This is a genomic window from Rhizobium sp. P1_E1, assembly GCF_056406015.1.
The window spans coordinates 1-18,182 of the sequence record NZ_JBFUAY010000109.1 but is presented as its reverse complement, the minus strand read 5'-3'; the positions used below and the strand labels follow the sequence as shown (position 1 = coordinate 18,182).

18 protein-coding genes are annotated in these 18,182 nt (G+C 60.3%); 12 read left to right on the top strand and 6 right to left on the bottom strand.

Annotation, left to right across the window (positions count from 1 at the left end; translation table 11 throughout):
- From AC1D1Z_RS25995 to AC1D1Z_RS25980, 4 genes are all read left to right on the top strand, one after another.
- A partial coding sequence (locus AC1D1Z_RS25995) for an MlrC C-terminal domain-containing protein (RefSeq protein WP_477851994.1) occupies positions 1 to 705 on the top strand: 705 nt, incomplete at its 5' end.
- Positions 706 to 1,806 (top strand): D-TA family PLP-dependent enzyme, encoded by a 1,101-nt coding sequence (locus AC1D1Z_RS25990; RefSeq protein ID WP_477851992.1) that lies wholly within the window; start codon positions 706 to 708, stop codon positions 1,804 to 1,806.
- A gap of 349 nt (positions 1,807 to 2,155) precedes the next feature.
- On the top strand, positions 2,156 to 2,512 hold the full coding sequence (locus AC1D1Z_RS25985; protein ID WP_477851990.1) for an ArsR/SmtB family transcription factor: 357 nt from the start codon (positions 2,156 to 2,158) through the stop codon (positions 2,510 to 2,512).
- Positions 2,496 to 2,999, top strand: coding sequence for an SRPBCC family protein (locus AC1D1Z_RS25980; RefSeq protein ID WP_477851988.1), 504 nt, complete (start codon positions 2,496 to 2,498; stop codon positions 2,997 to 2,999). Before AC1D1Z_RS25985 ends, AC1D1Z_RS25980 begins: the two co-directional genes overlap by 17 nt.
- Positions 3,000 to 3,159: 160 nt before the next feature.
- Here the strand turns inward: AC1D1Z_RS25980 and AC1D1Z_RS25975 are convergent, their stop codons facing one another.
- From AC1D1Z_RS25975 to AC1D1Z_RS25955, 5 genes are all read right to left on the bottom strand, one after another.
- Complete coding sequence (locus AC1D1Z_RS25975; RefSeq protein ID WP_026188731.1) at positions 3,160 to 4,293, bottom strand: ABC transporter ATP-binding protein; 1,134 nt, start codon at positions 4,291 to 4,293, stop codon at positions 3,160 to 3,162.
- Positions 4,294 to 4,495: 202 nt separating this feature from the next.
- A complete protein-coding gene (locus tag AC1D1Z_RS25970) occupies positions 4,496 to 5,701 on the bottom strand; it encodes an ABC transporter substrate-binding protein (protein WP_018246089.1) in 1,206 nt (401 codons plus the stop codon).
- Positions 5,702 to 5,774: 73 nt separating this feature from the next.
- Positions 5,775 to 6,632 (bottom strand): carbohydrate ABC transporter permease, encoded by an 858-nt coding sequence (locus AC1D1Z_RS25965; protein WP_018448634.1) that lies wholly within the window; start codon positions 6,630 to 6,632, stop codon positions 5,775 to 5,777.
- Positions 6,629 to 7,513, bottom strand: coding sequence for a carbohydrate ABC transporter permease (locus AC1D1Z_RS25960; protein WP_018246087.1), 885 nt, complete (start codon positions 7,511 to 7,513; stop codon positions 6,629 to 6,631). The genes AC1D1Z_RS25965 and AC1D1Z_RS25960 overlap by 4 nt, the downstream gene beginning before the upstream one ends.
- 13 nt (positions 7,514 to 7,526) lie before the next feature.
- Positions 7,527 to 8,684, bottom strand: coding sequence for a Gfo/Idh/MocA family protein (locus AC1D1Z_RS25955; protein ID WP_018448632.1), 1,158 nt, complete (start codon positions 8,682 to 8,684; stop codon positions 7,527 to 7,529).
- Positions 8,685 to 9,013: 329 nt separating this feature from the next.
- Between AC1D1Z_RS25955 and yghX the strand changes: the two genes are divergently transcribed.
- Complete coding sequence (yghX, locus tag AC1D1Z_RS25950) at positions 9,014 to 9,901, top strand: YghX family hydrolase (protein ID WP_477851985.1); 888 nt, start codon at positions 9,014 to 9,016, stop codon at positions 9,899 to 9,901.
- Positions 9,902 to 9,970: 69 nt separating this feature from the next.
- Here yghX and AC1D1Z_RS25945 read toward each other — a convergent pair whose 3' ends face one another.
- Complete coding sequence (locus tag AC1D1Z_RS25945) at positions 9,971 to 11,344, bottom strand: MmgE/PrpD family protein (RefSeq protein ID WP_477851983.1); 1,374 nt, start codon at positions 11,342 to 11,344, stop codon at positions 9,971 to 9,973.
- A 39-nt stretch (positions 11,345 to 11,383) separates the two neighbouring features.
- Between AC1D1Z_RS25945 and AC1D1Z_RS25940 the strand changes: the two genes are divergently transcribed.
- From AC1D1Z_RS25940 to AC1D1Z_RS25910, 7 genes are all read left to right on the top strand, one after another.
- Positions 11,384 to 12,358, top strand: a complete 975-nt coding sequence (locus tag AC1D1Z_RS25940) for a LysR family transcriptional regulator (protein WP_477851981.1) — start codon at positions 11,384 to 11,386, stop codon at positions 12,356 to 12,358.
- Positions 12,359 to 12,395: 37 nt separating this feature from the next.
- Positions 12,396 to 13,301 carry a LysR family transcriptional regulator gene (locus tag AC1D1Z_RS25935; protein ID WP_446944329.1) on the top strand — a complete coding sequence of 302 codons (906 nt, stop codon included), beginning with the start codon at positions 12,396 to 12,398 and terminating at the stop codon, positions 13,299 to 13,301.
- Positions 13,302 to 13,479: 178 nt separating this feature from the next.
- Positions 13,480 to 14,424 (top strand): ABC transporter permease, encoded by a 945-nt coding sequence (locus AC1D1Z_RS25930; RefSeq protein WP_018246614.1) that lies wholly within the window; start codon positions 13,480 to 13,482, stop codon positions 14,422 to 14,424.
- Positions 14,421 to 15,239, top strand: a complete 819-nt coding sequence (locus AC1D1Z_RS25925; protein WP_017992060.1) for an ABC transporter permease — start codon at positions 14,421 to 14,423, stop codon at positions 15,237 to 15,239. The genes AC1D1Z_RS25930 and AC1D1Z_RS25925 overlap by 4 nt, the downstream gene beginning before the upstream one ends.
- Positions 15,236 to 16,864, top strand: coding sequence for an ABC transporter ATP-binding protein (locus AC1D1Z_RS25920; RefSeq protein ID WP_477851976.1), 1,629 nt, complete (start codon positions 15,236 to 15,238; stop codon positions 16,862 to 16,864). Before AC1D1Z_RS25925 ends, AC1D1Z_RS25920 begins: the two co-directional genes overlap by 4 nt.
- Position 16,865: 1 nt before the next feature.
- Entirely contained in the window at positions 16,866 to 17,729 is an 864-nt protein-coding gene (locus tag AC1D1Z_RS25915; protein ID WP_477851975.1) for a serine hydrolase, read from the top strand.
- Between the two features lie 24 nt (positions 17,730 to 17,753).
- Positions 17,754 to 18,182 (top strand): ABC transporter substrate-binding protein (locus tag AC1D1Z_RS25910; protein WP_477851973.1); only part of this gene is annotated, 429 nt, incomplete at its 3' end.

Genomic DNA, 18,182 nt, shown 5'->3' with positions numbered 1-18,182 from the left:
GCTTTGGCGCGCGAACTCGGCCTGGAGCTGTTTTCGAAGCGCGGCACCTTCATGGTCCCGCAGATCGACGAGAAGGAAGCCGTCTCACGCGCGATGACCGCCACCGCATGGCCTGTTGTCATTACCGACGTCTGGGATAATCCGGGCGGCGGCACGGCAGGCGATGCGACTGTCATTCTCGGGGAGCTCATGGCCCGCGGCGTCACCAGTGCTGCGATTGGCACCATCTGGGATCCGGTGGCCGTCCAGATTTGTTTTGCAGCGGGCGAGGGGGCAGAAATTCCGCTGCGCTTCGGCGCCAAGTCGGCGCCCGGCACCGGCAATCCCATCGATGGCACCGTGAAGGTCGTCAAGCTGGTGAACAATGCCGAGATGCAGTTCGGCGAGAGCCTCGCACCTTTCGGCGATGCCGCACATATCGTCCTCAACGGCATCGACATCATCCTCAATTCGACCCGCGCCCAGAGCTTCGATCCGAGCCTGTTTTCGGTGATGGGCATCGATCCCGCCAGGCAGAAGATCCTGGTGATCAAATCCACCAACCACTTCTTCGCCTCCTTCTCGAAGATTGCGGCGGAAATCCTTTACTGCTCTGCCGGAACGCCCTATCCCAATAATCCGGCGACGACGCCGTACCAGCGGGCACCGAAGACCATATGGCCGATCGTCGCCGATCCACATGGAATAGAACGCGGAGCCGCCTAGATGCCTGATGCCAGGTTTGCCGTCGTCGCCAAGGCAGGAGACCGGATCGCCGATCTCTCGACGCCGCGTCCCGTTATCGACGAAGACAGGCTGGCTGCGAACATAAGCCGCGTTCAATCCTATATGGATCAGCACGGGCTGAATTTTCGCCCGCATATCAAGACCCACAAGATCCCGGCCCTGGCCGTCGCGCAGGTTGCCGCCGGCGCCAAGGGCATCAATTGCCAGAAGGTGACGGAAGCCGAAGTCTTTGCCGCAGCCGGCTTCGGGGACATCCTCATCACCTTCAACATCCTGGGACCACAGAAACTCGAACGCCTGGCCAAGTTGAACGACAGAATTTCCGCCCTCAAGGTCGTCGCCGACAGCGAAGTGACGGTCGACGGGCTCGCAGCGCATTTCTCCGGCCACAAGCCGCTTACAGTCCTGGTCGAATGCGATACGGGCGGTGGCCGCTGCGGCGTGCAGACATCAGGAGAAGCGGCCTCGCTCGCCAAGCGGATTGCCGCGGCCGACGGTCTGGAGTTCGGCGGCATCGTGACCTATCCGAAGCCGCAATCGGCGGCCGCCGTGGAAGCCTTCATTGCCGAAACGCTGCAACAGCTGACATTGGAAGGCATTGACTGCCCGATCGTCAGCAATGGCGGAACGCCGAGCCTCTTCGAGGCGCATCTCGTCACCTCGGCCACGGAACACCGCGCCGGCACCTATATCTACAACGATCGCCAGATGGTGCGCATGGGCCATTGCACCGAGGACGATTGCGCCATGCATGTGCTGGCAACCGTCGTGTCGCGGCCAAACGCCGACCGCGCCGTCATCGACGCCGGATCGAAGGCGCTGACATCGGATCTTCAGGGTTTTAACGACTACGGGCTGATCGTCGGTTATCCCCAAGCGCGGATCAGCAGCCTCTCGGAAGAGCATGGCGTCATCGACCTTTCGAACTGTGCCGGCCCCCGACCACAGATCGGCGAGAAGCTCTTCATCATCCCGAACCACACCTGCGTGGTGTCCAATCTGTTCGATACGATGGTCTTCCATCGCGGCGGCATCGTCACCCGCGTCGAAGAGGTCGCCGCCCGCGGCCTCGTCTGGTAGGAGCCGGTTCCGGTTGAAGGTGAAGTGGCCCTGATCGCCGAAGGTATCGGTATCAGCAACGAGTATCAGAACACGTGCGCGCGGCGGATGACTTCGTTGCGCCAATGGCGGACATAGACTCTACCGGCGAGTGTCCGCTTTGGAGTCGTTAGCCGGCGGACTGCTTTCGGAGAGCAGGCGCTGGAAGCTGATATTCGTTCATCAGCGGCTCGAAGATCCGCTTTTTGACCCGCAGCAGACGATTTATTGCTGCTGCCGCCGCGATGCATAACCTCGGATGACCGGTACACGGCATGGAAAGTTCGGGACGCTTGCGCTTCCTGCGCGAGTAGGTTAGATACTGAACTAGATGGTTCAGTATCTAAGTCCTCCCCTCGATCTCTCGTTTGCGGCGCTATCCGATGCGACCCGCCGCGGGATCATCGATCAGCTTGGGCGAGGGGACGCGTCGATTACCAGTCTCGCGGATAAGTTCCAGATGACGCTGACCGGCATGAAGAAGCACATCCAGGTTCTCGAGCGGGCGGGGCTCGTCGTCACGCAGAAGGTCGGACGGGTGAGAACCTGCAAGCTCGGGAACCGCGGCCTCAAGGCGGAGGCCGAGTGGATCGAGGCGCATCGCAAGCTCTTCGAGGCCCGCTTCGAAGCATTGGATGAAATCATCAGCGAAATGAAACGGGAGGGAAGTGATGAATCAGCAAGTTGACAGTGCAGGTGGTGCGCAAAACCGCACGTCAGTCGAGCGCCGAGGGGATCGCGAACTCGTCGTAACGCGGACATTCAATGCGCCGCCGAGCACGGTTTACAGGGCGTGGAGCCAGCCCGAGCTGTTCCAACGCTGGTGGGTGCCAAAATCGGTATCCGGCGTTTCGCTCGTATCGTGCGATATGGACGTCCGTACCGGCGGCAAATATCGGCTGGAATTCGGCTCCGGCGGTTCGGACACCATGGCCTTCTATGGCAAGTATCTCGAGGTGGTGCCGAACGAGCGCATCGTCTGGACCAACGACGAGGGCGAAGAGGGCGCGATCACGACCGTGACCTTCGAGGACCAAGGCGGAAGGACACTATTGAAGTTCCACGAGGTCTATCCGTCCAAGGAGGCGCTTGAGGAAGCACTACAGGGCTCGGCGGCCGCATTGCCGGAGCAGTTGGAGCAGCTCGACGAATTGCTTTCCAGCATAGGCGAGTAGCGCGGGTCGGGAAGCTCGCCCCGGCGAACGTCTGCACCTAAGGGTTCGTCAAGTTACCCGGCTGGGTAATATGTGCCGGCCGGCAGCCGTAATTGCCTAGCGTCCGATAGCCCCTAGACTCGACCCTGCAGGACGAACCGCCGACACAGAACCAGTCCGTTCAAGCCGCCGTCGGATTGATCACGTTCATATCGATTTCGGTGAGCTCCACGCGCCGCTCGAAGGCTACGCCCGCCTCGTCGAACAGGTGGCAATCGACGGCATTGATGCCGGTCGCAACCGGCGCGTCCGCGCGGATGCCGACGCTGCCGGGCAGCATGGCGCAGAAATTCTCGGCCTCTCCGTTGAGCGAGGCGTAAGCGACCGTATTGGCCCCGAGGCGCTCGATGACCGTCGGCGTCACGGTAAAGACGATATCGCCGCCGCCGAGCTGGATATGCTCCGGCCGGATGCCGAGCGTCAAAGCCTTGCCGGTCATGCCATCGCGCGGCGTCACCGGCAACAGGGCTGTCTGGCCCTGATACTCCACCTCGACGCCATTGGCGCTGACGCTTTTGCAGGTTACGGGCAGAAAATTCATTTTTGGATTGCCTATGAAGCCGGCGACAAACTGGTTTGCGGGCTTGTGATAAAGCTCCAGCGGCGCCCCCGTCTGGGAGATATCGCCGGAATCCAGCACGACGATACGGTCGGCCATGGTCATCGCCTCGACCTGGTCGTGCGTCACATAGATCATCGTCGCCTTCAACTGCCTGTGCAGCTTGGCAAGCTCGATGCGCATGTCGGCGCGCAGTGCTGCGTCGAGGTTGGAGAGCGGCTCGTCGAACAGGAATATCTTCGGTTCGCGCACGATGGCGCGGCCGATCGCCACGCGTTGGCGCTGGCCACCGGACAGCATGCCGGGTTTCTGCTGCAGCCGTTGTTCGAGGTGAAGGATGCGCGCTGCATTTTCCACCTTGGCCTTGAGCTTTTCCTCTTCCATCTTTTCGACGCGAAGCGGAAAGGCGATGTTCTCGAAGACTGTCATGTGCGGGTAGAGCGCGTAGGACTGGAACACCATGGCGATGCCGCGCTTGACCGGCGGCAGGTCATTGACCCTGATACCATCGATGACGATGTCGCCCGCGCTCGTCGCGTCGAGACCGGCGATCATGCGCAGCAGGGTGGACTTGCCGCAGCCTGACGGGCCGACGAAGACGACGAACTCGCCGTTCCTCACATCGAGCTGCACGCCCTTCAGAACTTCGTAGTCGCCATAGAACTTCTGAACTTTGTTGAGAAAGAGCTGTCCCAAAAATCTGTCTCCACCGGCGGCCTTCGTCGCACATTCGATCATCGTTCCTGCATATTCCTTAAATCGGATTCGATTTAGAGATGAAATTATGCAGCAATTCAAAGTGTTACAGCGTTCCCTTGCGGCTATCGAAAAGACGCGCGGCGCTGTAGGGGAGGGATCGCGGGCTGTTGCCGTCCGCGATCCCAAGGTGCCCAAAAGCTTACTTGAACGCCTCGACTTCGCCAGCAGCCTTCTTGAGCGCCGCTTCAGGCTCGGCCTTACCCGTCACCACGGACTGGATCATCTCGATCATCGAGTTCTGGAAGCCCTTATAGTCGGTGAAGAGCGGCTCGGGACCACCATAGCTGATGCCGTCGATCAAGGGCTTCCAGTAAGGATCCTTGGCGACGAACTCGTCGACCTTTGCCGACGGACGCAGGGGAGTGAGGCCGGCGCCGCCCTGCAGTTCGTATTCGGACTGCACATCGGGCGAGGTGATGAACTTGGCAAATTCCGTCGCCTTGTCCTCGACCCCTGAACCCTTAAAGATCGCCAGGCTGTCGGTGATCAGCAGCGTGCCGGGGCCTTTGGCGTCGGGACCGAGCGGCAGCGTCGTGATGCCCCAGCTGATCTTCGTTTTCTTCAGGCGGTCGGCCGCACCCGAGCCTGCCTGGATCATCGCGACCTTGCCGTCGAGGAAGATGGCGCGGACTTCGTTCTGCTCATAGGCCGTCGGGCCTTCTTCGGAGTAGGGAACGATATCCTTGTAGGCCTTCAGCGCAGCAAGAATCTCAGGGCTGTCCAGCGTGACCTTGCCGTCGGCATCGATCACCGCACCGTTGTTGGTGTAAACCCAATGCATGAACTGGTGCATCGTGTTGTCGAAGGTCTTGGCGGAGAGACCGAAGCCCGGAATACCGGTCTTTTCCTTGATGGTCTTTGCCATCTCGATTTCTTCGGCCCAGGTCTTCGGCGGCGTCTCGGGATCGAGACCGGCCTGCTTGAAGAGGTCCTTGTTCCAATAGAGCGCCTTGGTAGAGAAGGCGATCGGAACGCCCCACTGCGAGCCCTCAAAGGTGACCGTGTCGACGATGTGCGGATAGTAGGTCTTCTTCTCGTCGTCCGTCATCGGCACCGGAACGATGAGGTCGTTCTGCGCGAACTCCTTCAGCGTGCGCGAACCGACATAGGCCATCGCCACCGGCGTGCCGGCAGCGGCAAGCGTCGTTGCCTTGTCCTGGCACTGCGCCCATCCGACGACCTCGGGGGCGATCTTCCAGCCTGTGTTCTTTTCTTCCCACTGCTTGATGTATTTGGTGTGGACCGGGTCGATCGTGTCGCCGCAATAGATCCAGCTGATTTCCTTGTCGGCCGCCTGGACAGTGACTGTGGTCAGTGCCGTCGAACCGAGCAAAGCGAGCCCCATAAGGCCTGTCTTGATGGTAATGCTCACGTCGTGACTCCCATTCTTGTGTTAGCTGTTCACTCGTTTTTTGGTCTTATTGTTTCACCGCACCGGCGGTCAGCCCGCCGACAAGGTAGCGCTGAAGGAAGAAGATGACGACCATCGCCGGCGCGATACCGACGAAGGAGGCCGCCATCAGTTCGTTCCAGATGACCTCCTGCTTGCCGAAGTAAGCAAAGAGCCCCACCGGCAAGGGCATGTATTCGGTCTTCGAGTTGAACGTCAGCGCGAAGATGAATTGCTGGGCGTAAGCGCCGATGAAGGTGGTTATGGCGACGACGATAATCCCCGGCATCGCGATGGGCAGGATGACACGGCGAAGCGTGTAGAAATGGCTGGCGCCATCCATATAGGCGGCTTCGTTCAGTTCCTGCGGAATACGGATCATGTAGGTGCGCAGCAGCCAGATCGCCGAAGGGATCAGGAAGGCGACGCCCGGCACGATCATCGCGAGATAGGTGTTGAGCACACCCATGCTGCGCATCAGCCGGAAGAGCGGGATCAACAGCACGGCGCCGGAGAACATGTTCACGGTCAGGAATGCGCCGAGCAGGATCCCCATGCCCTTGAATTCGAATTTCGCGAAGGCATAGGCCGCCGGAATGACGAGGCAAAGCACGATCAGCGTGACGATGATCGAGATGAAGAAAGAATTGAAGATATAGCGCCCGAAACCCGGCACGCTGATCCACATCGTCCGATAGGCTTCGAACGAGCCGTTCTCCGGCCAGAAGCGGTAGGGCGAGGAGAAGAGCTGGCTGAGCGGCTTCAGTGAAACCAGGAAACCTTCAACGAAGGGCGACAGCACGAAGAAAAGAAACAGCGCGATGCCGCAATAAATCAGAATGATTTCCCACCAGCGATAACGGTCGATCATGGCTGCACTGCTCATGCGCGCTTCTCCGGATTGAGGCGGCGGGTAACGCGGAAGTAGGCGAAGCAGAAGAGCGACAGGAAGATGCAGATCAAAACGGCCCGCGCTGCACCTTCACCGTATTTCTTCGAGCCGATCGCGGTCTGATAGGTATCGATGATCATCGTCGTCGTCTCGCCGCTCGGTCCGCCCTGCGTCAGAATCCAGATGATGTCGAAGGAGTTGAAGGTGGCGATCAGCGAGAGCATCGACATGGTGATGATCGCCGGAACCATCAGCGGCAGCGTGATGCGGCGGAAGCGATACCAACGACCGGCGCCGTCGGTCCAGGCGGCCTCGTAGAGATCCTTCGGAATCGATTGGATTGCCGCCAGGAAGTAGATCGTCACCAGCGGCACGCCGATCCACACATCGGTGATGATCGTGGCCCAGAAGGCCGTGCTCCCATAGGCGAGGAAGGCGACCGGGCCGTCGACGAGACCGAAGCGCTGCAACATGCCCGATATCATCCCGAACTGGCCATTATACATCCAGCCCCACATGAAGATGCCGATCGCCATCGGCACGATCCATGGCGGCATGGTCAAAAGCCGGAACAATGAGCGGCCGGGCACCGCGGCGTTCAGCATGGTCGCACCGAAGGTGCCGATCACCATTTTCAAGGCGACCGAGAAGAACGTCCAGATGAAGGTGCGGATGATGACCTCCGCAAACCGCGCATCGAAGATCTTCTCGTAATTGATCCAGCCGACCCAATTGGTGGTCTTCTTGAGGGAGGCATCGGTGAAGGAGAGAATGAACGTATCGACCAGCGGGTAGGCGACGATCGCCAGAACATAAAGGACAGCCGGAAGAAGAAGGATCCAGGCGAAGATGACCGTGCTTCTTTGAACACTCATCTTGCCGCCCTCCTCAAGCCGCTCTTGCGTGAAGGGCTTCGTCGAAGCGGTCCCAGACGGGTCTGAGATCGACGACCATTTTCTTCATCCTCGCTTCGTCCATCGCCAAGGCGAGGATGCCGGCTTCGAGCGCATTCAGCGTCGAAACAGGAAGCTCGAGCCCGGTGCGCACGCTTTCAAGCAGGTCGCTCGCCATCTGTTCATCGGCGCCGTAATGCTGGGACAGCTCCGTGGCGGCATATTTGTTTTCGACCACCTTGTTGCCGGTCAGCTGTTCGTGCACGTCGAGATAACCGCGAACGAAATCGCCTTCGGCCATGCCGCGCGAGCCCATGATGGCGAAACGGCGGAACTGGTCGGGCACGTTCAGATTGGTGTGGAAATTCATGCCGACGCCATTGGCATATTCGACGATTGCGACCTGATAGTCGATGATATCGGCGTCGCTGTCGAAGACCTTGTCCGATCCCATCCATCCGCTCGGCTTGCGGTGGAAAAGCTCGAGGTCGTTGATACCCTCGCGCGCCGGGTCGTTGTCCGGAATGAAACTCTTGCGGCCGCCGAAACTTGCAACGCGCTCCGGCCGTGCACCGACGACACCATTGTAAAGATCGAGGTCGTGGCAGCATTTCTCCAGCATGAAGCTGCCGGAATAGCGCTCATAGCGGCGCCAGTCGCGCATGAAGAAGGCGCCATGATAAGGCTCGATATGTTCGGAGGCCTCGATCGACACGATCTGGCCAAGCTTGCCCTCGGCCTGGATGGCGCGCAGATCCTTGTAAAGAGGAGAATAGCGCAGGACGAGACCGACCATCAGCCGCTCGTGGCCGAATTTTGCCATCAGATGGGCAAGCTCGATGCTTTCGGTGATGGTCGTGACGATCGGCTTTTCGCAGAAGACCTTGAGGCCGGCTTGAAGTCCGAGCCTGATATGATCGAGATGCAGGTGATTGGGAGAGCCGATCATCAGCAGATCGAGCTTTTCGGAAGCGAGGAGTTCCTCCGGCGAGCCATAGGCCTTGCCGACTGAAATTCCCTTTTCCGTCAATCCGGGAAGTCCGGCAGGTTCCGGATCCACATAGCCTACGATGTCGAAGCTGCTATCAATTGCCTTGAAAACATAGCCGAGATAGCCGAGCCGGAATCCTAGCCCGATGATTCCCACTTTCATGCCGATCAAGTTCCCATTTAGTAATTTATTTTCTTTAAGTTGGGACAAAAATCGGGAGGCGTCAATAGAAAACGGGCCTCAAAGCACGAGTATGAAATTAATTTTCATAGATCGGTAGCCGGCGGTCGATTGCTGGCTGCGACCGGCCGGACGCCGATTGCCAAAGGGAATAGTCCGCTTCTCTTGAAGCCGGGGCGGCGAATTCAGCGACTGTTGGCGCAGCCATCGATCGCCCCGGCAAGCTCACGCGGAACTCGCGAAATGTTGAAAAGAGTCGCGAGCTTACCTGTGTAGGATGGTGCGAGAACCGGAGGCAAGGAGGAGCCATCATGACCCGAATGACAGCCAAGGATTTCCCTCAGGAACTTCTCGAACTCTACGATTATTACGCGCACGGCAGAATTACCAAGCGCGAGTTTCTCGACCGCGCTGGYAAATTCGCCGTCGGCGGCGTCACCGCAGCCGCCATTCTTGCATCGCTGAGCCCTGACTATGCGCTGGCGACCCAGGTCGAATTCACCGATCCCGATATATCAGCCGAATACATCACCTATCCCTCGCCAAAGGGAAATGGAGATGTCCGCGCCTATCTCGTCCGCCCCAAAAACGCGACCGGCAAAGTCGCGGCCGTGGTGGTCGTTCACGAGAACAGGGGCCTGAACCCCTATATCGAGGATGTAGCGCGGCGCGTGGCAAAGGCGGGTTTCGTAGCACTTGCGCCGGATGGCCTCACGTCGGTCGGAGGCTACCCCGGCAATGACGAAAAGGGGCGGGAGCTCCAGCAGAAGGTCGACCCGGAAAAACTGATGAACGACTTCTTCGCGGCGGTCGAATTTTTGATGCACAGCGATCTCACCACCGGCAAGGTCGGCATCACCGGCTTCTGCTATGGCGGCGGCGTTGCCAACGCTGCGGCGGTTGCCTATCCGGAACTTGCCGCCGCCGTGCCCTTTTACGGCCGACAGCCGCSCGCCGAAGACGTGCCGAAGATCAAGGCGCCGTTGCTTCTCCATTATGCCGGGCTGGACAAGGGCATCAACGAAGGCTGGCCGGCCTATGAAGCTGCGCTGAAGTCATCAGGAAAAACATTCGAGGCTTACATCTATCCTGACGTCAATCACGGCTTCCACAATGATTCCACGCCGCGCTATGACGAGGCGGCTGCCAAGCTCGCCTGGCAGCGAACGGTCGACTGGTTTACGAAATACCTCGCCTGAGAAGGCCGTAGCTTGAACGATGCTGCGGCGGGGAGGCTTCCCCCCRCCGCCTATCCGTCCCGCGGCTTGTCACGGCGACTGACGGCCTGTGATCAGGTTCCAGAAGCGATCGTCGCCGGACAGGTTTTCCAAATCGGCAAGCCTGCGAAGCTGCAGGAAAGAGGCGCCGGACACATTCCGATTTCCCCAGCGCAAGCAGTCCATCAATTTGACTTCGCGTTCATGCACGCTCATCGGCGCTTCGAGCGATCCTTTCGCATGCAAGCGGGACTTGTTCAAAACACGCCCGTCGCGCATCGTGACCGTGACGACATGCGGGAGGCGCTCCACGCCTTTTTCCTCATCAGCCGAATAGGACCGCATTTCGATGCGCGGCATGAATTCCCGGATTTCCGGCCGTCCGATCTCCTGCCGTGTAAAGTCCGAAAGGCTAAGGGCGCCTTTGAGGAAAGCTGTCGCCAGGCAATATTGCATCGAGAAGCGGGCCTGCATCTCGTCGGCGGGGTCGGGATAAGCGAGGTTGCGGGCAGCGGATATGCYGACTTTCGTCTCGATCCTGGCAATGTCGCCCACCAAAAGCCCATGCTCCTGCTTCAGATCCAGAAGCGCGTCGATCGCGCGATGGGTGGAGGCGCAGCAAGGATGGCGCTTGGTCACCACGCCCCGGCTTTCGATGATATGCTCCTCGTCGAACGTCAGGCCTTCCCAGCCCTTGGCATCATCGCCGCCGAAAAGGTCGAGGAAGCCTTGCGGTCGCTCGAGGATATCCGGCCGCCCGCTCATGCCCGCAAGCGCCATGCGCGCCGCATCCACGGCATTGCGCGCGGCAATGCCGGCGTGAAGTGGTTTGGCGGTCGTGCCGAATTGCCCTTTCGGGCCACAGGCGAAGCTCGTCGCGAGGCTCATGGCCGCGACCAGGCTTTCTTCGTCGGCACCGAGAAGCCGTGCCACGCCAGCCGCAGCCCCAATGCTGCCGACCGTCGCCGTCGCGTGCCAGCCCCTGTTGTAGTGAGAGGGATTGACGCCGAAGCCGACCGCCGCTTGCGCTTCCAGCCCTGCCAGATAGGCTTCGAGAAACCGCCTTCCGCTTGTGGCCTTGCCGCGCGTCAGAACCGCCAGCAGCGCCGGCACCAGCACCGCGGAAGCATGCGCCCTCGCCGGATGGAAATTGTCATCGAAATCGAGCGCATGAGCCGCCGTTGCATTGATGAGTGCGGCGAGCGAGGGTGAGACGGAGCCGCCGGTGACGAGCCGCGCTTCGCCACCTCCGACGATTTCCCCATCGAAAGCGCGGGTGAGCGCGGCAACGCTTTCATCGCCCCTGCCTGCAATCATACAGCCGATGGTGTCAACCGCTGCATCTCTTGCCCGGTCCATGGCGAGGTCTGAGAACGCCGTTCGCGACAGGACCTGTTCCGCGATCTTCCGGAGAATGGTGGCCATTGACGAAAGTCTTTCCGTGAGTTTGGTTCTCAGCGGAAAATGTTCAACTTTCCGCTGGTCCGCAATCTTATGCGGTTTGCGGGTAGGGCTATCGACATTGGAGATAGAATGGCGCGAGACACGAGTGCGGCGATCAGCCTGAAGCATATCGAGGCCTATGACGCCATCGCCGCGACGGGCTCAACGATCGCCGCTTCCGTCGAGCTTGGGATCTCGCAATCGAACGCCAGTCGCTTGTTGCTGCAACTGGAAGACTATCTCGGCGTCCGGCTTTTCGACCGGGAAAAGAACCGGCTTCAACCGACCCGCGAGGGGCTGCAGCTCGGCCCGGAAATCCGTGCCATTTCCGATCGGCTACGCGCCTTGAAAACGGCGGCGATGGAGCTCGAGACCGGTCGATCGCGCGAGATCATGCTGCGGCTCGCCTTTCCCACCAGCCTTTCCACGACGCGCATTCCGAAGCTGGTGAAGAGCTTTCTCGCCGTGAATGGCCCGATGCGCGTCGAAGTCGCATCCGGCAGTTATCTCGCAATTGAACGGATGGTGGCCGACGGCGAGGCCGATCTCGGCTTCGCGCGTCTGCCGCTGATGAGCCCGGGATTGAAACAGGAGAAGATCCTGTCGTCGCGGGTCATTTGCGCCCTGCACAAGGATCATCCCAAGGCCGGCAGCCGCCTATTGTCAGTCGCCGAGCTGACGGGGCAGGATCTGATCATGCTGAACAGGGAGCGACCGGTTCGCCACGAGCTTGAGGCGTTGTTCTACAAGGCCGGCATCCGCCAACGCCCCCTGCTCGAGGCGCATTCGGTGGCGAGTGCCTGCGCGCTGGCCGCGCAGGGGCTTGGCATTGCGCTGGTCGGCGAGATCATCGCCCGCGAATTTGTGACGCTGCCGCTGCAGTTCATTCCGCTCGAACCGGAACTGCCGGTTGCCTACGCGCTGATCAGCGGAGAGAAGTTTCCGATGCCCAAGGCAGCCGGCCTCTTCCTTCAAAGCATTTCGGACTGGGCATGATGACAGTGCTTGAACTGTCCCGGGGGATCGAAAACGCATGAATATCAAGCAACTGGAAGTCCTGCGCACGCTTCTGGCGACGGGGTCGACGATTGCCACGGCAAAGACGATGGGGCTCAGTCAATCCGGCGTCAGCCGCCTCCTGCAGCAGCTCGAAGCGGACCTTTCGATGTCGCTTTTCGTCCGCGACAAAGGCCGTCTCGTCCCCACCCCCGAGGCCCTGCTTCTTGCCCGCGATGCCGAGAACATCTTGCTCGCGGTCGATCGGATGTCGGGCCACGCGGAGGACTTAAGAAGCGGCGCCGCCGGTCCGGAGATCGTCCGCATCGGCCTGCCGAGCAGCATGTGGGAGCATTTCGCGCCGGCAATGCTGGCCGATTACATCAGTGATTTCCCCGGTGTGCGGATCGAAACCTTCTTCGAGACGACGACCGCGATCAACAAGCTCGTCGAGCAGAGGGTGATCGATTTCGGCTTTCTGCGCATGGAGGGCGAGAGCGGACCGGGCATCGAGGTCGAGCGCGTCGCGACCGGCGAAAGTGTCTGCGTCGTGCCGAAGGATCATCCTCTCGCGAAGCTGGAGGAAATCACGGTCAGGAATTTGCGCGACGTGCCTCTCATTCTGATTGGTCGCCAGCGGCCAAACCGCATGGCCCTCGACCAGACCTTCCGGCGGGCCGGCGTCAAGCAGATCGTCAAGATCGAGACGCATACCAACAGTTCCGCCTGTTCCTACGTCGCGCATGGCCTTGGGGTCACGATCATCAGCAGCTTTTATGCGAATCTCTATCGCCACCTGCCGGTGGTTCACCGTCCTTTCGTGCCACGCGCGACCCAGGAATTCGGATTGGCAAGGGCGGTCGGGACGCCACTCTCGATTGCCGCCCACGCTCTGAGCGATGCCTTGAAGCGGCAGATCAAGATTTCGCAGAAAGACATTTAGTATCATATATTTATCCTGAATTCTTACTTGAAATCTGCCGCTTGGGTTGCGGTCGTATTCCGCATAGACTTATGACGGAATCGCATAATATTGCGGATATTTCTTCATTCGATCATAGTCTGCGGCAACGAAACCGATGGCGCCGGGCACTGCCCGTCGGCCATCGCGGGGAACAAAAATGCTGAAATTCGTCCTGAACCGCCTGTTGATGGCATTGCCGACGATCGTCCTCGTTTCGGTGACTGTCTTCACGCTGATCCGCTTCATACCCGGCGATCCGGCGGCACTCATGCTGGGTGATATGGCTGAGCCGGCTCAGATCGCGGCGATGCGCTCGGAACTCGGCCTCGACAAATCGCTGCCGGAACAGTTCCTGATCTGGACCGCCAACGTCGTGCAGGGTGACTTCGGCCGTTCGATCGTCAATAACGAGGCAGTTCTGCCGCTCGTCGCATCACGCTTTCTGGTCAGCGCCGAAATCGTCGTCGTCGCCGTTCTTCTGGCGAGCCTCATTGCCGTGCCGGCGGGCGTCATCGCCGCCTGGCGACAAAACAGTCTGACGGACCTGGCGCTGGTCGGCACGGCCACGATCCTGCTGTCGATCCCGACATTCTGGCTCGGACTTCTGCTTCTGCTTTTCTTCGGCTTGAAACTCGGTTGGCTACCGGTCCTCGGCTATGTCTCGATCGGCAGCAACGTCACCGGCGGCCTGCTCTACCTCGTGCTGCCGATCATGACCCTGGTCATTCACGAGATGGGTGTGTTGATCCGTATGGCACGCGCCTCGACGCTGGAAGTGCTGCGTCTCGACTATATCACCCACGCCCGGGCCAAGGGGCTTTCCGAAAGCGCCGTCCTTTGGCGGCACGCCTTCAAGAATGCCTTCGGTCCGACCTGGACAGTCATCGGTCTGATCCTCGGTAATCTGCTCGGCGGCATTGCCGTCATCGAGACGGTCTTCACCATTCCGGGGCTCGGGCGACTGATGGTCGACAGCATTTTTGCTCGCGATTACCCCGTTATCCAGGGTTGCCTGCTGTTCGTCTCGCTTTCCTATGTGCTGGTCAATTTGGTCGTCGACCTGCTCTATCCCTTGTTCGATCCGCGGGTAGTCGCCGAATGAAAAACGTCACGTTCAACGGCTTCATCGGCAGCATTCTGATTGCCGCATTGCTGATCTCCGCTGCGATCGGCCTTTTCTGGACCCCCTACGATCCGATGAAGCTCGGCTTCACGGCACGGCTGGCGGCGCCAAGCAGCGCCCACTGGCTCGGAACCGACGAATTCGGCCGCGACGTGCTCAGCCGCCTGATCGTCGGCGCCCGGGCGAGCGTCTGGATCGGCACCTTGACGGTCACATTCGCAACGGTCTGCGGCACGCTGATCGGTCTCGTCAGCGGTTACGCCCGTGGTTGGATCGACGCCGTCATCATGGCCGTCAACAATGCGCTTCTCGCCTTCCCGGGCATACTTCTGGCGCTTGGATTGCTCGCCGTCTTCGGCGCCAACCAATATGGCATCATCTTCGCGCTGGGCATTGCCTATTCGCCCTCGATGGCCCGCGTTGTCCGGGGTGCCGTCCTGTCGCTGCGCGAGCGGGAGTTCATCGAGGCCTCCAAGGTGATGGGCAATGGCGAGCTCTACACCATGTTCCGCCATATCCTCCCCAATTGCATCGCCCCGATCACCGTGCTTGCGACCTCGATGTTCGGCTGGGCGATCCTTTCAGAAAGCGCGCTCAGCTTTCTCGGTCTCGGCGTCCCGCCACCGGCGCCGACCTGGGGCAACATGCTGGCCGCCGGCCGACCATTCATCGAACAGGCTGTCTGGCTGGGTCTGTTCCCGGGCCTGGCGATCGCCCTGACGCTCCTCGGCATCAATCTTCTGGGCGACGCACTTCGGGACAAGCTTGATCCGCGGATGAGGGGGCTGAAATGACCAATGAAACGCTTTTGAATGTCCGCAACCTGTCGCTTCAGGTCACTGGGACCGGTGTGCAGGTCGTCAAGAACGTCAGCTTCGACATCGCGCCAGGCGAGATCTTCGGCATCGTCGGGGAAAGCGGATCGGGCAAGACGCTGGCAACACGCGCCCTGATCTCGCTGCTGCCGGCGCCGATCAAGGTGATCGGCGGCGCCGTTGCCTACAAGGGACGCGACGTGCTTGCGATGAACGCTGCGCAATTGCGCCAATTGCGCGGTGCAGAAATCGGTGTCGTCTTCCAGGAGCCGATGACCTCGCTCAATCCCTCGATGACCGTCGGCCGCCAGCTCGAAGAAGGGTTGCAACTGCACACGAAACTTTCGCGGGAAGAGCGGCGCAGCCGGATCCTCGACATGCTGAACAGGGTCGGGATCCGCGATCCCGCCGGAGCGCTCACTTCCTATCCGCATGAATTCTCGGGCGGCATGCGCCAGCGCATCATGCTGGCATCCGTCATGCTGTTGAAACCGGCGCTCTTGATCGCCGACGAGCCGACGACCGCGCTCGATGCCGTGATCCAGCGCGACGTCATGGAATTGATGGTGGAACTGACACAGGCGGAAGGCACCGCCGTGCTGCTGATCAGTCACGACCTGCCGATGGTTGCCCGTTACACGAACCGCATCGTCGTCATGGAAAAGGGGGTGATCGTCGAAGAAGGACGCACCGCCGATCTGCTCGACGCACCGCAGCGTGCCTATACCAAGAAACTGCTTTCCTCCCTGCCGTTCCGCGGAGAGACGCGGACGATCGACAAGACCAAGGCGCCGATGGTCTCGGCGCGGGATATCGTCGTCGACTATGCAGGCCGGCGGTCGCTGATGAAGAAGGCAACGCCGAAACGGGCGCTGCATGGCGTCAGCATCGATATCCACGAGGGCGAAGTCGTGGCCCTGGTCGGCGGTTCGGGTTCCGGCAAGACCACGCTCGGCCGCACCATTGCCGGACTGGTCCGGGAGAGCGAAGGCGATATCCGGTTCAAGGGACGCAGCCGCGACGACGACTGGATGGACTATCGGCTGAATTGCCAGATGGTTTTTCAGGATCCTTATTCCTCGCTCGATCCGCGCATGACCATCGTCGCGCTTGTGGGAGAAGCGCTGCGGCTCGTTCCCGATCTCGACGCTGCGGCAAAGCGCAAGCGCGCCCTGGAGACGCTGGAGGAAGTCGGCCTTGGGGCCGACTATGCCGAGCGCTACCCGCATGAGCTTTCGGGCGGCCAGCGGCAGCGCGTGGCGATTGCCCGCGCCATTGCGCGCCGGCCGAAATTTCTGATCGCCGACGAGCCGGTATCGGCCCTCGACGTGACGGTCCGGGCGCAGGTCCTCGAACTCCTGTCCGATCTGCAAAAACGCTACGGCTTTTCCTGCCTGTTCATCAGCCACGATCTCGGCGTGGTCGAACAGGTGGCCGATCGCGTCGTCGTCATGCAGGACGGCCGGATCATCGAGGAGGGCGACCGCGATACGGTTTTCGACAGCCCGAAGGAGGCCTATACGCAACGGCTTCTCTCGGCCATCCCCGCTCTGGACCACAATGCTCAGGGCGGCGTGATCCTCAAATGGCGCCTGGAGAACTGACATGACGACGATGATTGAATCCGGAAAGCTCGCGGAGCGATTGAACGCGATCTGCGATGCCCAGCCGTTCGTGACACGCTTCATGGTGCGTGCGCTTGGYAGCGGTGAAACGATCGGCAGAGGCGCGGACGAGGAAACCCCCTCCGCCAGCACCCGAAAGACTTCGATCATGATGGCAGCCCTGAAGGCCGCGCATGAAGGCCGCCTGGATCTGGACGAACGGATTACCTACGAAAAGCGTTTCGCCGAGGAAGTGGCGAGCGGGATGTTCCGCTATCTGACGCCCGGTATCGTCATATCGCTGCGCGATGCCATCACCGGTATGATGGTGCTGAGCGACAATGTCTGCACCAAGATGGTCTTCGAAAGGCTGACGCTCGAAGAGGTCGACGGTTATTGCAAGTCGATCGGCATGTCAGGCACCAACCATCGCTTCCTCATCCCTCCCTTGGCACTGTCGCCCGATCATTCTTTGAAAGCCGTCACCACGACGACGGCGCGGGATCAGGTCTATCTGCTGCAGACTATCCTGGATGCCCAGGATTCGCGGGAAGCCGCGGACCGGCTCGGCTGCTCGCAGGCGCTGTGCGCTTACGCGCTTCAAACCCTGAAGAACCAGATCCTGCGTTATGCCATTCCCTCCCGGCTGCCATTCGGCGTGCTCGTCGCCCACAAGGGCGGCACTGGAAAGCGCGGCCGCATGAATGCCGGTATCGTCTATCGCGACGGGTCCCCCTTCTACATCATCGCCGCCTATACCGACGACGTGCCGCAGGACATGCCGGACGGCACCCCTGGCTACACGGTCGCGCTTGAAACCATCGGCAGGCTTTCACGCGCCTGCTGGGATGAACTCCGATCCTAACAATCCATAAAAGAGGGTAGAACAATGCATAAGCTTCTTCTTGCAGGGACCATGTTGATGGCGATGACCGGCGTGGTCGACGCCCGCGACATCGTCGTGGCTCAAAGTTCCGATCTGCGCAGCGCCAATCCAGGCGTCAATCGCGACGGCAATACCGATGGCGTCATCCTGCACATCGTCGAAGGGCTCGTCGGCTATGCCAATAACGGCGAGGTCAAGCCGCTGCTGGCAAAGAGCTTCGAAGTCTCGGCGGATGGGCTGACCTACAGCTTCAAACTGCGTGATGACGTCAAATTTCACAACGGCAAGACATTGACCGCCGATGACGTCGTGTGGAACTGGAACCGCTATCTCAAGCCCGAAACGAAATGGACCTGCCTTCCTGATTTCGACGGCAGCGGCAGCGTGCATGTTACGGGGGTCAAGGCAGTCGATGCTTCCACAGTCACCATC

Bases quoted from the DNA above. Each gene is read 5' to 3' on its own strand.
- AC1D1Z_RS25985 (WP_477851990.1), top strand. From the start codon at position 2,156: ATGGTTCAGTATCTAAGTCCTCCCCTCGATCTCTCGTTTGCGGCGCTA.
- AC1D1Z_RS25960 (WP_018246087.1), bottom strand. From the start codon at position 7,513: ATGAGTGTTCAAAGAAGCACGGTCATCTTCGCCTGGATCCTTCTTCTT.
- AC1D1Z_RS25965 (WP_018448634.1), bottom strand. From the start codon at position 6,632: ATGAGCAGTGCAGCCATGATCGACCGTTATCGCTGGTGGGAAATCATT.
- AC1D1Z_RS25935 (WP_446944329.1), top strand. From the start codon at position 12,396: ATGAATATCAAGCAACTGGAAGTCCTGCGCACGCTTCTGGCGACGGGG.
- AC1D1Z_RS25920 (WP_477851976.1), top strand. From the start codon at position 15,236: ATGACCAATGAAACGCTTTTGAATGTCCGCAACCTGTCGCTTCAGGTC.
- AC1D1Z_RS25955 (WP_018448632.1), bottom strand. From the start codon at position 8,684: ATGAAAGTGGGAATCATCGGGCTAGGATTCCGGCTCGGCTATCTCGGC.
- AC1D1Z_RS25930 (WP_018246614.1), top strand. From the start codon at position 13,480: ATGCTGAAATTCGTCCTGAACCGCCTGTTGATGGCATTGCCGACGATC.
- AC1D1Z_RS25980 (WP_477851988.1), top strand. From the start codon at position 2,496: ATGAATCAGCAAGTTGACAGTGCAGGTGGTGCGCAAAACCGCACGTCA.
- AC1D1Z_RS25970 (WP_018246089.1), bottom strand. From the start codon at position 5,701: ATGGGGCTCGCTTTGCTCGGTTCGACGGCACTGACCACAGTCACTGTC.
- AC1D1Z_RS25925 (WP_017992060.1), top strand. From the start codon at position 14,421: ATGAAAAACGTCACGTTCAACGGCTTCATCGGCAGCATTCTGATTGCC.
- AC1D1Z_RS25990 (WP_477851992.1), top strand. From the start codon at position 706: ATGCCTGATGCCAGGTTTGCCGTCGTCGCCAAGGCAGGAGACCGGATC.
- AC1D1Z_RS25940 (WP_477851981.1), top strand. From the start codon at position 11,384: ATGTTCAACTTTCCGCTGGTCCGCAATCTTATGCGGTTTGCGGGTAGG.